The 13114-nt window shown below is 72.1% G+C and carries 15 protein-coding genes; 2 read left to right on the top strand and 13 right to left on the bottom strand.

The features are described 5' to 3' along the window. Positions 1-35 precede the first annotated feature (35 nt). A complete protein-coding gene (locus ABH937_RS15475) occupies positions 36-1781 on the bottom strand; it encodes a carbohydrate binding domain-containing protein (protein ID WP_370218473.1) in 1746 nt (581 codons plus the stop codon). A gap of 716 nt (positions 1782-2497) precedes the next feature. On the opposite strand from ABH937_RS15475, the gene ABH937_RS15470 reads away from it, so the two are divergent. Next, positions 2498-3307 carry a transglycosylase SLT domain-containing protein gene (locus tag ABH937_RS15470; protein WP_370218472.1) on the top strand — a complete coding sequence of 270 codons (810 nt, stop codon included), beginning with the start codon at positions 2498-2500 and terminating at the stop codon, positions 3305-3307. A 117-nt stretch (positions 3308-3424) separates the two neighbouring features. On the opposite strand, the gene ABH937_RS15465 is transcribed toward ABH937_RS15470, so the two are convergent. The 10 genes from ABH937_RS15465 to ABH937_RS15420 all read right to left on the bottom strand — a co-directional run bounded on the left by ABH937_RS15465 (position 3425) and on the right by ABH937_RS15420 (position 11567). Then, a complete protein-coding gene (locus ABH937_RS15465; protein WP_280689918.1) occupies positions 3425-4339 on the bottom strand; it encodes an ABC transporter substrate-binding protein in 915 nt (304 codons plus the stop codon). 46 nt (positions 4340-4385) lie between these two features. Beyond that, complete coding sequence (locus ABH937_RS15460; RefSeq protein WP_280689917.1) at positions 4386-5051, bottom strand: ABC transporter permease; 666 nt, start codon at positions 5049-5051, stop codon at positions 4386-4388. After that, positions 5048-5716, bottom strand: coding sequence for an ABC transporter permease (locus tag ABH937_RS15455; protein WP_280689915.1), 669 nt, complete (start codon positions 5714-5716; stop codon positions 5048-5050). The genes ABH937_RS15460 and ABH937_RS15455 overlap by 4 nt, the downstream gene beginning before the upstream one ends. Next, complete coding sequence (locus tag ABH937_RS15450; protein ID WP_370218470.1) at positions 5706-6929, bottom strand: ABC transporter ATP-binding protein; 1224 nt, start codon at positions 6927-6929, stop codon at positions 5706-5708. The genes ABH937_RS15455 and ABH937_RS15450 overlap by 11 nt, the downstream gene beginning before the upstream one ends. A 221-nt stretch (positions 6930-7150) precedes the next feature. Continuing rightward, complete coding sequence (locus tag ABH937_RS15445) at positions 7151-7549, bottom strand: rhodanese-like domain-containing protein (RefSeq protein ID WP_370218469.1); 399 nt, start codon at positions 7547-7549, stop codon at positions 7151-7153. Further along, positions 7543-8061 (bottom strand): cysteine dioxygenase family protein, encoded by a 519-nt coding sequence (locus tag ABH937_RS15440; RefSeq protein WP_280689912.1) that lies wholly within the window; start codon positions 8059-8061, stop codon positions 7543-7545. Before ABH937_RS15440 ends, ABH937_RS15445 begins: the two co-directional genes overlap by 7 nt. Positions 8062-8587: 526 nt before the next feature. Next, positions 8588-8833 (bottom strand): hypothetical protein, encoded by a 246-nt coding sequence (locus tag ABH937_RS15435; RefSeq protein ID WP_280689911.1) that lies wholly within the window; start codon positions 8831-8833, stop codon positions 8588-8590. Further along, positions 8830-9243 carry a hypothetical protein gene (locus ABH937_RS15430; RefSeq protein ID WP_280689910.1) on the bottom strand — a complete coding sequence of 138 codons (414 nt, stop codon included), beginning with the start codon at positions 9241-9243 and terminating at the stop codon, positions 8830-8832. Before ABH937_RS15430 ends, ABH937_RS15435 begins: the two co-directional genes overlap by 4 nt. A 126-nt stretch (positions 9244-9369) precedes the next feature. Next, complete coding sequence (locus ABH937_RS15425) at positions 9370-10833, bottom strand: HAMP domain-containing sensor histidine kinase (protein WP_280689909.1); 1464 nt, start codon at positions 10831-10833, stop codon at positions 9370-9372. Continuing rightward, positions 10830-11567 (bottom strand): response regulator transcription factor, encoded by a 738-nt coding sequence (locus tag ABH937_RS15420; RefSeq protein ID WP_370218467.1) that lies wholly within the window; start codon positions 11565-11567, stop codon positions 10830-10832. Before ABH937_RS15420 ends, ABH937_RS15425 begins: the two co-directional genes overlap by 4 nt. A 241-nt stretch (positions 11568-11808) precedes the next feature. Here ABH937_RS15420 and ABH937_RS15415 point away from each other — a divergent pair, with 241 nt between their 5' ends. Next, complete coding sequence (locus tag ABH937_RS15415; RefSeq protein WP_280689907.1) at positions 11809-12075, top strand: GlsB/YeaQ/YmgE family stress response membrane protein; 267 nt, start codon at positions 11809-11811, stop codon at positions 12073-12075. Between the two features lie 125 nt (positions 12076-12200). On the opposite strand, the gene ABH937_RS15410 is transcribed toward ABH937_RS15415, so the two are convergent. Next, positions 12201-12710: a hypothetical protein gene (locus ABH937_RS15410; RefSeq protein ID WP_280689906.1), complete on the bottom strand. Its 510-nt coding sequence runs from the start codon at positions 12708-12710 to the stop codon at positions 12201-12203. After that, positions 12707-13090 (bottom strand): type II toxin-antitoxin system RelE/ParE family toxin, encoded by a 384-nt coding sequence (locus ABH937_RS15405; RefSeq protein ID WP_280689904.1) that lies wholly within the window; start codon positions 13088-13090, stop codon positions 12707-12709. The genes ABH937_RS15410 and ABH937_RS15405 overlap by 4 nt, the downstream gene beginning before the upstream one ends. Between the last annotated feature and the right edge of the window lie 24 nt (positions 13091-13114).

Below are 13114 nucleotides of genomic sequence, written 5' to 3'. Positions count from 1 at the left end.
CCGGGATCCGGCCACCACCGCTGGTCGGCTGCCCGCTAGTTGATCGCGAAGTCGTCCGCGTAGACGTTGCCCTGCGCGTACCAGCTGTGCACGTACACGGAGGCCTTGCCGGTCGAGTCGGTGGTGAACGGCACGCTCAGCTGGGTCCAGCCGCTGCCGGAGACCCAGGTGGAGTTGCCGCCGGCCAGGCCGATGTACGCGTAGTTGCCCTGGACCCAACCGCTCAGCGTGTAGGAGTGGTTGGGTAGCAGGGTGACGCTCTGGTCGCACTCGCCGGTCTGGCTGGAGGTCGGCGCGACCTGGAGCGCGTGGCTGCCGGAGTGGACCGGCGAGCCGACCACCGCGCCGCCGGGCTGGCAGGTCCACGGGCCCAGGCTGCCGGTCTCGAAGCCGCCGTTGACCAGGCCGCTGCCACCGCCGCCGGAGCCGGTGACGGTGAGCGTGTAGCTCGCGGTGTGGCTGCCGGAGGCGGCGGTGCCGGTGATGGTGAGCGGGTAGCTGCCCGGGGTCGCCGCGGTGGTGGTGCTGATGTTGAGCGTCGAACCGGCGCCGGCGGTGACGCTGTTCGGGCTGAGCGAGGCGGTGACGCCCGCCGGGGCGCCGGAGACCGAGAGTGCCACGCTCTGCGCGCTGCCCGAGGTGACCGCCGTGCCGATCGTCGCGCTGGTCGAGGCGCCGGGCTGCACCGAGCCGCTCGCGGGGGAGGCGCTCAGCGAGAAGTCGTTGGACGGCACGCCGCTGCCGGAGGTGAACGGCTCCAGCGCGTGGCTGAAGTCCCAGGTGTTCTGGGCGATGCCGGAGCAGGTGTCCGAGCCCCCCGTCCCGACGCAACCGCCGTTGTCCCGCTCCAGGGCCCAGAACGCCAGGGTGTTGACGCCCTTGGCGGTGGCCCAACTCGCCACGTTGGCGGCGTCCGCGACGGTGGTGGTCTCGGCCGCGCCGTAGTCGTCGATGCCGGGCATCAGGGTGATGCCGATCGAACCCCAGAGCTGAGCGGGCGTCTTGCTCGGGTAGAGGCTCGCCAACTGGTTGTACAGGCCGCTGGCGGCGTTCTCCGCGTCGGTGCCCATCTCGTGGCTGGCGCCGTCGTAGTAGTCGAAGGTCATGATGTTGACCACGTCGACCCGGGCGCCGTTGCTGACCGCGTTCTTCAGCACGTTCAGGCCGGTGCTGGCCAGGCCGCTGGTGGTGGTCGGCAGCGTGTAGGAGAACTGGACGTTGTGCCCGTTCGTCGCCGCCCAGCTTTCGACCAGCTTGATCGCCTTGTTGCGGCGGTCGATCCCGGCGGTGTTGGTCAGCGAGTTGTCCTCGGTGTCGAGGTCGATCCGGTTGACGTTGTAGGTGGTGATCACGTTCTCGTACTGCGCCGCGATCTGGTTGACGTCGGTGCAGCTGTCGGCGATCTCGGTGCCGCCGTGGTCGGCGGCGTAGCCGCCGAAGGACGGGACGACGTCGCCGCCGTTCGCCTGCAGCGAGCTGATCTGGCTGCCGTAGGTCGAGCTGGAGATCGGGGTGCTCGTGGCGCCGTTCCAGTCGGCCGTGCAGGAGCCCGCGGAGGGGGCCTGGAGGAACGCCATCGACAGGTACTTGTTGCCCGACTGCGAGGCCAACGCGGCCGGGTCGTCGCTGCTGTAGGCCTCGAAGTACGGGGCGAAGACGTGCGCGGGCAGCGGCGCGGTCGCCGCGTGGGCGGCGGTGGTGGCGCCGACCAGCAGGCCGGCCGAGGCCGCCAGGGTGGCGGCGGCGGTCAGCGCGGCCTGGACGGATCTGTGAAGTCGCATCAGTGCTCCAGCAGACGTGAACGGGTGGGGGAGGTGGGGGTTCGGGGGTGCGGGTTTGCGCATGACAACGAGCGGCGCGCGAGCGTCGTGTCGTCGGGAGATCGCTAGGGGGCGGTGGGTGAAGGAGGGCAGGGCAGGGCACGTCACTGCCGGCCGGTGGTCACCCCCACAGTGCATCCCGGTCGGAGATGGACAGACCTCATGGTTGGACTAGACCAGTTGTCTGTCAAGAGTCCTAACAATCACGCGACTTCGGGGGCGCGCTCGGGGGCGGGGAAGTCCGTCATGATCTGTAGGCCCGACTGGGCCGAATCGGGCTGGTAAACGCCTTCCTTCGGTGGTCGCCCAGGTACTCGCAGTCGCGAAGCTGGTGACAACGACCACAGGCGGATCGGGAGTACGGTCCACCGTCGTAGCCGCCGCACCCCGAAAAATGAGGCCGAAACGGTCAGAACGCACCCCTGTCAACGATCGACCGTCGTACTGGCGCTGCTTGCTGCCCCATCCTGAACCGGGTTAAACCTGGACGAGTCGCCAAGCGCGCCACCCGCACCGGGCTCCGGCCCGGTGCCGCTCTTTGCGGTGAAGCGCTTTCCGTACGGCACCGACCGATATCGGGGTGCCCACGGTCACCACTGCCTTCGACAGCCAGCGGCCTGCTGCCGCGCTGTCGCCGTGCGCCTGGAGACCGGCCAATCAAGCGAGGTAGACCAAGCATGCGCAGTGCCCTGATGACCACCGTTCGTCGACGATCCTCCGTGGTTCTGGCCTCGGCCGGCCTGGCCACCGCCGTCGTCGCCTCCGCCGTGGCCTTCGCACTGCCGTCCGACGCCGCTACCGTCGCCGCCCCGGTCGCGGTCGGCCACGCCGCCGGCGAGACCGCTGGTGCGCACGGTGACGATCTGCGGATCACCGCGACCAGCACGCCGCACGCGGCCACCCCGATCGCGGCCGCCTCCTACCTGCAGCCGGCCGCCCCGCAGAACACCGGCCACCTGGCGACCTTCGCGCCGTACGGCACGCCGGCGCAGCCGCAGCAGGCCACCCCGGCCGCCGACGCCCAGCCGAAGCCGGCCGAGCAGGCTCAGCAGGCCCCGCAGCAGCAGGCGCCCGCCCCGGCCGAGCAGCCGCAGCCGCAGGCCCCGGCTCCCGCGCCGGCCCCCCAGCCGCAGCCCGCGCCGGCCCCCGCTCCGGCCCCCGCGCCGCAGCCGGCCGTCACCGTGGCCACCGACACCAGCCCGAGCGGCCTGCGCGCGCTGGCCCAGAGCATGGTGCCGGCCAGCCAGTGGGCGTCCTTCTCCAGCATCGTCAGCCACGAGAGCAGCTGGAACTACACGGCCACCAACCCGTCCTCCGGCTCCTACGGCCTGGGCCAGGCGCTGCCCGCGAGCAAGATGGCCTCGGCCGGCTCGGACTGGCGCACCAACCCGGTGACCCAGATCAAGTGGACGCTGAACTACATGAACGACCGCTACGGCAGCCCGAACGCCGCCTGGTCGTGGTGGCAGGCCCACCACTGGTACTAAGCCGAAGAGTCGCTGGTACTGAGTCGCTGAACGCCGCGGGGCCGGCACGGAGAGATCCGTGCCGGCCCCGCGGCGTGCTGTGCGACCAAGGCCGCGACCTCAGCCGCGGCTGAGGACTCAGCCGAGCCCGTTGGCCTTGACCCAGTCCTTGGCCACCGCCTGCGGGTCGTCCTTGTCGATCGACACCTTCTTCATCAGCGCCACCAGCCCGGCGGTGTCCAGCTTCGCCGACACCGCGTTGAGCGCCGCGGCGGCCGTGGCGTTCACCCCCGCCTTGTAGACCAGCGGCGTCACGTTCTGCGCGCCGAACACGTTCTTCGGGTCGGCCAGCGACACCAGCCCCAGCTGCAGCAACTTCGGGTCGGTGGTGAAGACGTCGCCGACCTGCACGGTGCCGTCCTTGATCGCGTTCGCGGTGGTGTCCGCGGTCGGCTTCCAGTCCTTGAAGGTCAGCCCGTAGGCGTCCTTGAACTGCTGCTCACGGCGCGACTTGAACTCCGGCATCCCGCCGACGGTGAAGCTCGCGGCCTGCGGGCCCAGGTCGGCGATGGTCTTCAGGTTGTCCTTCGTGGCGGTGTCCTGAGTGACCGTCAGCGAGTCCTTGTCCTCGGCTGCGGCGGAGTCCAGGATCCCGAGGCTGCTGGGGAGTTCCTTGGTCAGCGCCGTGTTGACGTCGGACTCGGTGGCCGCCGTCGACTTGCTGTCCAGGTAGGCGAGCAGTGCGCCGTTGTACTCCGGCAGCACGGTCAGGTTGCCGTCCTTGATCTGCCCGTAGAGCAGCTCGCGACTGCCGATGTTGAACTTCTCGGTCACCTTGACGCCCTTGGCCTGCAGCGCCTGCGAGTAGATCGAGGCGAGCAGCACGTTCTCGGGGTAGTTCGCCGAACCGACCACCACCGTCGAGCCGTTGTCGGCGGCCTTCGAACTCCCGCTCAGCGGATCGCTCGACGAGGAACCGGAGCAGGCGCTGGCGGCCAGCGCGACGGTGGCGAGCAGGGCGGCGGAGCTGACGGCGCGCGAACGCGAAGACATGGGAAGGGTCCCTTCGGAGTGAATGAGTAAGGGTGAAAGACGAGGCTCAGCGCCGGCGCAGGCCGGCGGGCAGCGCGAAACGGTTCAGCGCCGCGAAGAGCAACTGGGTGGCGACCGCGAGCAGCACCACGAGCAGTGCGCCGCCGAGGGTCTGCGGGAAGTCCTTGGTGGCCAGCCCGTCGACCACGTAGCGGCCGAGACCGCCCAGGCCCACGTAGGCGGCGACCGTGGCGGTGGCGATCACCTGGACGGCGGCGGTGCGCAGGCCCGCCAGCAGTGCGGGCAGCGCCCACGGCACGCAGACCTGCCAGAGCACCTGAGGATGGGTCAGGCCGATGCCGCGGGCGGCGTCGCGCAGATCGGGGTCGGTGCCGCGCACCCCCTCGCAGGCCGCGACCAGCAGCACCGGCGCCGCCAGCGCCACCAGCGGCACCAGCACGGCGGTGTCGCCGACCCCGGCCAGCAGCACCGCGAGGGTGACCAGGCCCAGGGTGGGCAGCGCCCGGGCGGCGCCGGTCAGCGCCGTCACCAGCGCGGCCGCCCGTCCGGTGTAGCCGAGCAGCAGGCCCAGCGGCACCGCGAGCACGATCGCCAGGCCCAGCGCCTCGCCGGTGAGGATCAGGTGCTCGCCGACCCGGTGCACGATCGAGTCCGGGCCGTGCAGCCGGTCGGGGTCGGTGAAGAACGTCGACAGCCAGCTGAACCAGTTCATCGTCCCACCACCGTCTCCCGGACCGCCCACGGCGCCAGCAGCCGGCGGGCCAGCAGCAGCACCGCGTCGGTGACCAGCGCGAGCAGCGCCACCAGCACGATGCCCGCCACGATCGGGGTCGGGAAGGTGCGTTGGAACCCGTCGATGAAGAGGTAGCCCAGGCCGCCGCGCCCGACCAGCGCGCCCACGCTGGCCAGCGAGATGCTGGAGACCGCCGCCACCCGCAGGCCGGCCACCAGGTACGGCACGGCGGACGGCAGTTCGACCGCCGCCAGCCGTCGCCAGGGCCCGTAGCCGAGCGCGGTGGCCGCCTGTCGCACCGGCTCGGGCACCGCGCGCAGCCCGTCCACCGTGGTGGGCAGCAGCACGGCGAGCGCGTAGCAGGCCAGCGGGATCATCACGGTCGCCTGGGTGGCCAGCCCGGTGTACGGGATCAGCACGACGAAGACGGCCAGCGAGGGCAGCGCGTAGACCACGTTGAAGACGGCGGCGAGCGGCTGGTAGAGCCGCGGGAAGCGGGTGCAGAGCAGGCCGAGCGGCAGGGCCAGGGCCAGCCCGATCAGCACCGGGACCAGGGAGATCACCGCGTGGTCCCGGAGCAGGCCCCAGAGGTAACCGAGGTGGTCGCCGATCCAGCGCCAGCGGACCAGGGGTTCACCGTCCATGGCCGGCTCCACTGCCGCTGGGAGCGGGGTCGGGGGCCGGGTCCGAGTCCGGGTCTGGGGCCGAGCCCGGGTCCTGGCCGGGGTCCTGGCCGGGGTCTGGGACGCGGTCGGCGGGTATGCCGGCGGGTTCGCCGGCGGCTTCCGCCACCTCCCAGGCCGCCTCGTCGGTCAGCGCGGCCGCCTGCGGGCCGGCCGCGTCCAGCGCGTCGAGCACTGCCGCGCGTGGCGCCAGCCCGAGCACCCGGCCGTCCCCGTCCACGGCCACGGCCGCCCGCGCGGGGGAGAGGACAGCGCTGTCCAGCGCCGTGCGCAGGGTGTCCACCCCCGGCTGGAAGACGGCCACTTGCCGGACCGTTTCGCTGGCTGCCGCGCGCTGCCAGCCGCTGGGGCGGCCGTGCTCGTCCACGGTCAGCGTCCAGCCCTCGAACGGCTCGGCGTGCGGCACCAGGGGGATCCCCGCCGCCGGGCGCAGCGCCAGGCCGCGCAGACCCCGGTCGCGGCCGAGGAAAGCGCTGACCTGCTCGTCGGCGGGCGCGTTCAGCAGGGTGGCGGGGTCGGCGACCTGGCCGATCCGGCCGTGCTCGCGCAGCACCACGATCTGGTCGCCGAGCCGCACCGCTTCCTCGATGTCGTGGGTGACGAAGAGCACCGTCTTGTTCAGCTCGCTCTGCAGCCGCAACAGCTCCTCCTGGAGCCCCGCCCGCACCACCGGGTCGACCGCGCTGAACGGCTCGTCCATCAGCAGCAGCGGCGGATCGGCGGCCAGCGCCCGGGCCACCCCCACCCGCTGCTGCTGACCGCCGGAGAGCTGGTACGGATAGCGCTTCCCCGTCTCCGGCGCCAGCCCCACCAACTCCAGCATCTCCATCGCCCGGGTCCGGGCCCGCTTGCGGTCCCAGCCGAGCAGGTACGGCACGGTGGCGATGTTGTCGAGCACCTTGCGGTGCGGGAAGAGCCCGGCCTGCTGGATCACGTAGCCGATCCCCCGGCGGAGCTTGGCGGCCTCCAACTGCGCGACGTCGGTGCCGTCCAGCAGGACCCGGCCCGAGGTCGGCTCGACCATCCGGTTGACCATCCGCAGGATGGTCGTCTTGCCGCAGCCGGACGGTCCCACCAGCACGGTGGTCCGGCCGGCGGGCACGGTGAGATCGAGGCCCTCGACGGCGATGGTGCCGTCCGGGTGGCGCTTTCCGGCGCCGTCGAATCTGATCACTGGACAAGTTCCTAAGCTGGGTGCCGGAGCACCGTCGTCGGTACGGCGGGTGAAGCGTGGTCAGGGCTGACACCCGTCGCTGCCTGCCCCCGCCAGGACCAAGGGAAACCCTGAACGGTGATTGGTGACGGATCCGACACGCCGTGCGGACCTGGTGTGATGTCAGATTCCGGGTGAGATTCGGTCGACAATAGACCGATTGTGCGCAGTGCTTGTGCGCTTTACGTGTTCTGCGGCCCCGGGACGGTCGGCAGTCCGGCGGCGGCCCAGCCGACGAAACCGCCGTCCAGGTCGGTCGCGCGGTGCAGCCCCAGCTCACGCAGCGAGGCAGCGGCCAGGCTGGAGGCGTAGCCCTCCGAGCAGACCAGCACGACCGGCAGGTCGTACCCGGTGGCCTCGGCGATCCGGTGACTGCCGGTCGGGTCGAGCCGCCACTCCAGCACGTTGCGCTCGATCACCAGGGCACCCGGGATCTGCCCCTCGACGCCGCGCTGGGTCGCCGGCCGGATGTCGATCAGCAGGGCCGCCTCGGCCTGCTGGGCGTGGTACGCCTCGCGCGCGCCCGGGCGGTGCACGCCCGCGCGGGCGCGCGCCACCAAGTCCTCGACTGTGGTCACCACTGCTCCTTCCCCTCACGCGCGGTCAACCGCAGGCCACTGGCGCGCAGCTCGTACCGGGACATCTCGTCCAGCGGCGGCGAGTACGCGTGGATGGTAACCGCGGGCCCGCCGGTCGTGTTCCGCACATCGTGCAGGAACTCGGGCCCGAACGCCCGAGCCGCGCCGGTGGGCAGCCGCCGGGTGCGCAACTCGCCGTCCGCGCCGCCGATCGACAACTCCTCCAACTCCCCGAGCGCCACGGTGAAGGCGCCGCGCGAGCCGCCGTGGTCGTGGAAGCCGGTGGACTGACCCGGCAGCCAGCTGATCAGCCAGACCTCGTGGTCCTCGGTCAGGCTCAGCCGCTCGTACCAGCGCTCGCCGACCGAGAGGCGGACCTTGTGGATCCACTCCTGCGGCCGCTCGGCCAGCTCGGTGACCAGGGCGCGCAGGGCGGCGGGGGTGAGCGGGGGGATCTCGGTACTCGCAGTGGTACTCACATCGGTACTCGCGGTGGTACTCGCGTCGGTACTCATGGGGAGTCCTCACGGAAGCTCGGGGTGCGCTGACGCACGCCGGTCCTGGACGAAGAACGGACGGGCCGGCGGAGCGCGCGTGAACGGCAACGGGGGAAACGGGGGTGAAGACGGCCGCGCACCCTGGCAGGTGGTCACAGGGTCGGCTGCGGCGAAGCGGGAGAGCGCAGGCTCAACCGGTCAACAGGCACACATGTCGCTCGCCTGGCGTCGCAGATCGACGTGCAGGCGGCAGACGAGAGCGGTGCCGTGGTCCATGGTCGAGATAGTGGTTGATCGGTTGCGGCGCCGTCAAGCCGCCGTCCGGCGGGTCTCGCCAATCGGGCCTGGCGGGTCAGGCCCGACGGCTCTCGTTTCGAGCGCGCCGCGAGTCGCGGTCGAGGTCGTATACGACCAGAAGGGGGACTCCCGTGGACCTTCTCCTGCTTCGGTCTGCGGCTTCGGTTTCCTGCAGCACCAATGCGTTCGGCGCCGGTGCCGACCCGAGGGTCCGTACCGGCGCCGAAGGCGTGGTGCCGAGGTGTCGTCAGTTGTTCTGTGCCGCATCCGAGTCGGCGTCGGCAGCGGCGCTGTCGGCCGCGTCGAGCTTCTGCTGCATGTCCTTCAGCTGCTGGTCGGCCGTGCCGGCCCCCGCGCCCGCCGAGCCGGTGGCGCTCGGCCCCGGCGCGGGCGGCTGCGTCGCGCCCGAGCCCGAGCCGCCGCACGCCGTCAGGGTGACGGCGGCCACCAGGGCCGCCGCCGTCAGGCCGGCCGCGCGCAGTGCCCTGCTCACTGGGACGGGGCGGACGAGGCGCCGAGGCCCTGCGAGGAGCACCAGCTCGCCACTGCGGTGAGGTCGTTCTGACGGGTGGTCAGGGTCGGGATCAGGCTCTTGCGGAAGGTGAGCCGGTCGTTGAGGTAGGTGTAGATCGCGGTCTGGCCGGCGGTCTTGGCGTTGCCCACCCGCTGCTCCAGGCGGGCCACCGAGCCGGCCTCGGTGTCCGGGCCGTTCAGGCGGGTCAGCGCCTTCTGGATCCGGGCCTCGGTCTTCGGCAGCCGCTTGCAGATGCTCTTGGCGCCGTCGCCCTTCGGGACCGGCAGCGGCGAGGGGCTCGCGGCCTGGGCGGGGGCGGCGGCCGCGAGCAGCGTGCCGCCGAGAGCGAGAGCGCCGAGGGTGGCGCCGGCCTTGCGGTAGGAGAGCATGACGGGGTCCTCCAGATCCTGGGGATGGCTGGTTCGCCGGACCGATGGGCGGTCCGGCTGAGCAGGACGGTAGAGCGGCTCTTTGTGGATTCCTTGTGAGTCCTCGCAAGCCGTGCCGCCGAGGGGTCAGGCGGTCGCGCCGATCCAGTCGGGGCGGGCGGGCAGCGGCAGCGTCGGCGCGTCGGCGGCGATCAGCGGCAGCCGGATCTCGAACCGGCAGCCGTGCCCGCTCGGCGGCGTCGACACGGTCACGGTGCCCCGGTGCAGGGCCACTTGCTGGGCCACCAGGGTCAGGCCGAGCCCGGAGCCGGGGCTGTCCGGACGCCGGTGGAACCGGTCGAACACGGCGGCCCGCTCCGCCGGCGGGATGCCCGGGCCCTGGTCGTCCACGGTCACTACCGCCGCGTCGCCGTCCGGCCGCAGGGTGACCGCGATCCGGGTCGGGCCGTCGGGCGCGTGCCCGTGCACGGCGGCGTTCAGCAGCAGGTTGTCGCAGACGATCCGCAGCCCGGCCTCCCAGCCGTACACGCGCAGGCCGCCGGTCCCCTCCAGCGCCTGGAGGTCGACCCGCAGGTCCAGTTCCGGCCGCCGGCGGCGCAGTTCGGCGACCGCCGCGGTGGCCGGCTCGGCCAGGTCGAGCGGTCCGAACGCCTCCTGCTCCACCAGGTCGCCGCGGGCGAGCGTGCGCAGCGCGGTGAGCAGGTCGAGCAGCCGGCGGTGGTCGGCGCGCAGGTCGGCGAGGATTTCGGCCCGCTCGGTGGACGGGAGGTCGGGGTGGGCGCTGAGCACGTCCAGGTTGGTCTGCAGCCCCATCAGCGGGGTGCGCAGCTCGTGCGAGGCGGCGGCCGAGAAGGAGCGCGCGGTCTCCAGGGCCTGGGTGGTCCGGGCGGCCTGACCGTCGTAGCGGGCCAGCGCGCTCTCCAGGGCGGCGGCCAGCTCGTCCACCTCGGCGATGCCGCTGCGCTGGTGGCCGAAGTCGGCGGCACCGGCGGTGGGATCCAGCGCGGCGGCGCGGCGGCCGAGCCGGCTGAGCGGCCTGGTGGCCCGGCGGGCCAGCCCGAAGGCGAGCAGCCCGGAGAGCGGTGCGGCCAGCAGGGCGACCAGGATGATCCGCCCGCGCACCGCGCTGACCTGCGGATTCGCCGCCGACGCCGGTACCGCGACCCAGAGCGTACCCGGGTTGGCACCGTTCACCTGGCGGGCCAGCACGCGCCAGGACTGCCCGCCGGAGCGCACGGTGAGCGGGCCGAGTGCGGCGCCGGTGGGCACCGGCAGCGCGGCGGGGCCGGGGAGTTGACCTTCGGCCAGCAGCTCCTGGCCGTTCGCGTCGTCGACCTGGAGGCCGACGTCCAGTGCGGCGGACAGCACCTTCTGGTGCTGGCTCTGCTCGACCTTGGGCCGGCCCTGCCGGTCGGCGGTGAGATACGCGCGGACGTACGGCAGCTCCAGCTCGGCGCGGTCGCGCAGCTTGGCGTCCTGCTCGTTGCGCAGGTCGTGGGTGACCAGGCCGAGCAGCAGCGCGCCGGTGCCCAGCACCAGCACCGGGAGGATGACCGCGGCCCAGATGGCGATCCGGGTGGCTAGTCTCATCGGGTGGCTCCGGCCTCGGGTCGGGTGGCTCCGGCCTCGGGTCCGGGGATCCGCAGCACGAACCCCACCCCGCGCACGGTGTGGATCAGGCGCGGCCGTCCGCCGTCCTCCAACTTGCGGCGCAGGTAGCTGATGAAGGTGTCGACGGCGTCGGTCCGCACGTCGAAGTCGTAGCCCCAGACCCGGTCCAGCAACTGGTCCCGGGTCAGCACCAGGCCGGCGTTGCGGGCCAGGTGCTCCAGCAACTCGAACTCCCGGCGGGTCAGCCGCAGCGGCTCGCCGTCCCGGCGCACCTCGCGGGTGCTGGGCGCGATCTCCAGCGGGCCGACCCGCAGCACGTCGTCGGTGACCGGCGGACGCCGGCGCAGCAGGGCGCGCAGCCGGAGCACCAGTTCCTCCAACGCGAACGGCTTGACCAGGTAGTCATCGGCCCCGGCCTGCAACCCGGCGACCCGATCGGCCAGTTCGTCGAGGGCGGAGAGCATCAGCACCGGGGTGTCGCTGCCCTGCTCCCGCAGGATCCGGCAGACCTCGGTGCCGGTCAGGTCCGGCATCGAGACGTCGAGCACCAGCACGTCCGGCGGTTCGGCCGCGATCAGCTCCAGCGCCGCCCGGCCGCCGCCGGCCGAGCGGACGGCGAATCCGCTCAGCCGCAGCCCGCGTTCCAGCGAGCGGCGGATCGTGTCGTCATCGTCCACCACCAGCACCCGGCCGCTGCTCTCACCGCTGGTCATCGGCGCTCCTCGTACTTCCTGCACGGCTCTTCCCGCATTGCTCTTCCGTGCTGCGCTTCCCGTGCTGCTCTTCCCGCACTGCTCGACGGGCCGCCCACGGTCGCACGCGTCGATGAGAGTTCGCTCAGGAAGCGCCCAGTCGACGCTCAGCCTGCTGCCGCGCAACCGGGCGGGCGGCGCCGAGCGTCTGGAGCGACAGACTGCCACGTAGCCAGGGCAGCGGAGCAGAGGGGCAGACAGCATGGGCGTCGTCGGTTGGATCGTGCTCGGCCTGCTGGCCGGGGCCATCGCCAAACTGCTGCTGCCCGGGCGCGACCCGGGCGGCATCATCGTCACCACCCTGATCGGCGTCGCGGGATCGTTCGTCGGCGGCTGGCTCTCCGCACGCTTCCTGCACCGGCCGGTCGCCACGCACTTCTTCGACCTCGCCACCTGGGGTTCGGCGATCGCGGGCTCGCTGGTGCTGCTGATCCTCTACCGGATCTTCTTCGGCAACTCGCGCCGCTGAGGGTTTCCCGGCGGGGGCCTGGGGCGGCTTGTCGGCCGGGGCGTACGCGTCTCATCGACATCGGCACAGCCGTGCCCGCACCCCCGGACAGTCTTCGTGGCGGAGCGGGACCGCTGATCCGATCGTCAGGCGACCGTCGTCCGCAGCCCGTCCAGCTCCGCTACGACCTGTACATCGACGTACCGGGAGTGATCATCGAGTCGGGCATCGTCCTCGGCGGACAGCAGGATCACGTTCGAGGCCGGCGAGTCCGCGAGCAGGCGCTGTAGCAGGCTCGCCCGGTCGGCGACGTCCACCCGGGGCCACCGGTTCGCCTCCACCACGTGCAAGCTGCCGTCCGCAGCGACCAGTACCAGGTCCAGTTCCCCACCGATAGCGCTCATGTACGCGGCCAGGTCCCGCACCGTGGCGAAGCCACCCTCTATGGCTGCGACCTCTTCCAGGGCTACGCCCATATGCCGGGCCACATCCTCGCGGGTGGCCCGCGCGCGCTCGCGGAGCTCTACCAGCCGCCGTCCACGGTTCTCAGCGACCAGGAGGTCAGCGCCCCGCTTGATCTCCTCCCGCTCGGCCGGGTCGTCGTAGAACTCGGCGAGGAAGTCGTCTTCGCCGGTGTAGTGGGTGAAGCCGCTCATCGCTTGTCCTCCTCCGTCATCGCCTTCAAGTGTCGCGCGTAGCGCTCCTCAGCCAGCGGAATCGCCTCCCGGTACCAGGACTGCCAGCGGTCTCGCTTGTCACCGGCCACCAGCAGTACCGCGCGGCGTTTCGGGTCGAATGCGAACAAGATCCGCGTCGACATCGTAGGCCGAAGCTCTTTCATATGCGGCAACGTGCCCTCCAGCCGGTCCACCAGCGGCCGGCCGAGGCCAGGGCCTTCCCGTCGCAGTGCTGTCACTGCCTCGCTGACCGCGCGCAGCAGCTTCGGGTCGTCGCGGCGCAGGTCGTGGAGCCAACTCTTCACCTCGTCGGCGATCAGCAGCTCGTACAGGCGTGACGACGGCTTCTCCGCACCCACAAGTGCCCTCCCTCATCGCGGTAC

This window comes from Kitasatospora sp. GAS1066B, assembly GCF_041262605.1.
Lineage (GTDB): Bacteria > Actinomycetota > Actinomycetes > Streptomycetales > Streptomycetaceae > Kitasatospora.
The sequence above is the reverse complement of the archived record's forward strand: the minus strand, read 5'-3'. Positions and strand labels throughout refer to the sequence as shown.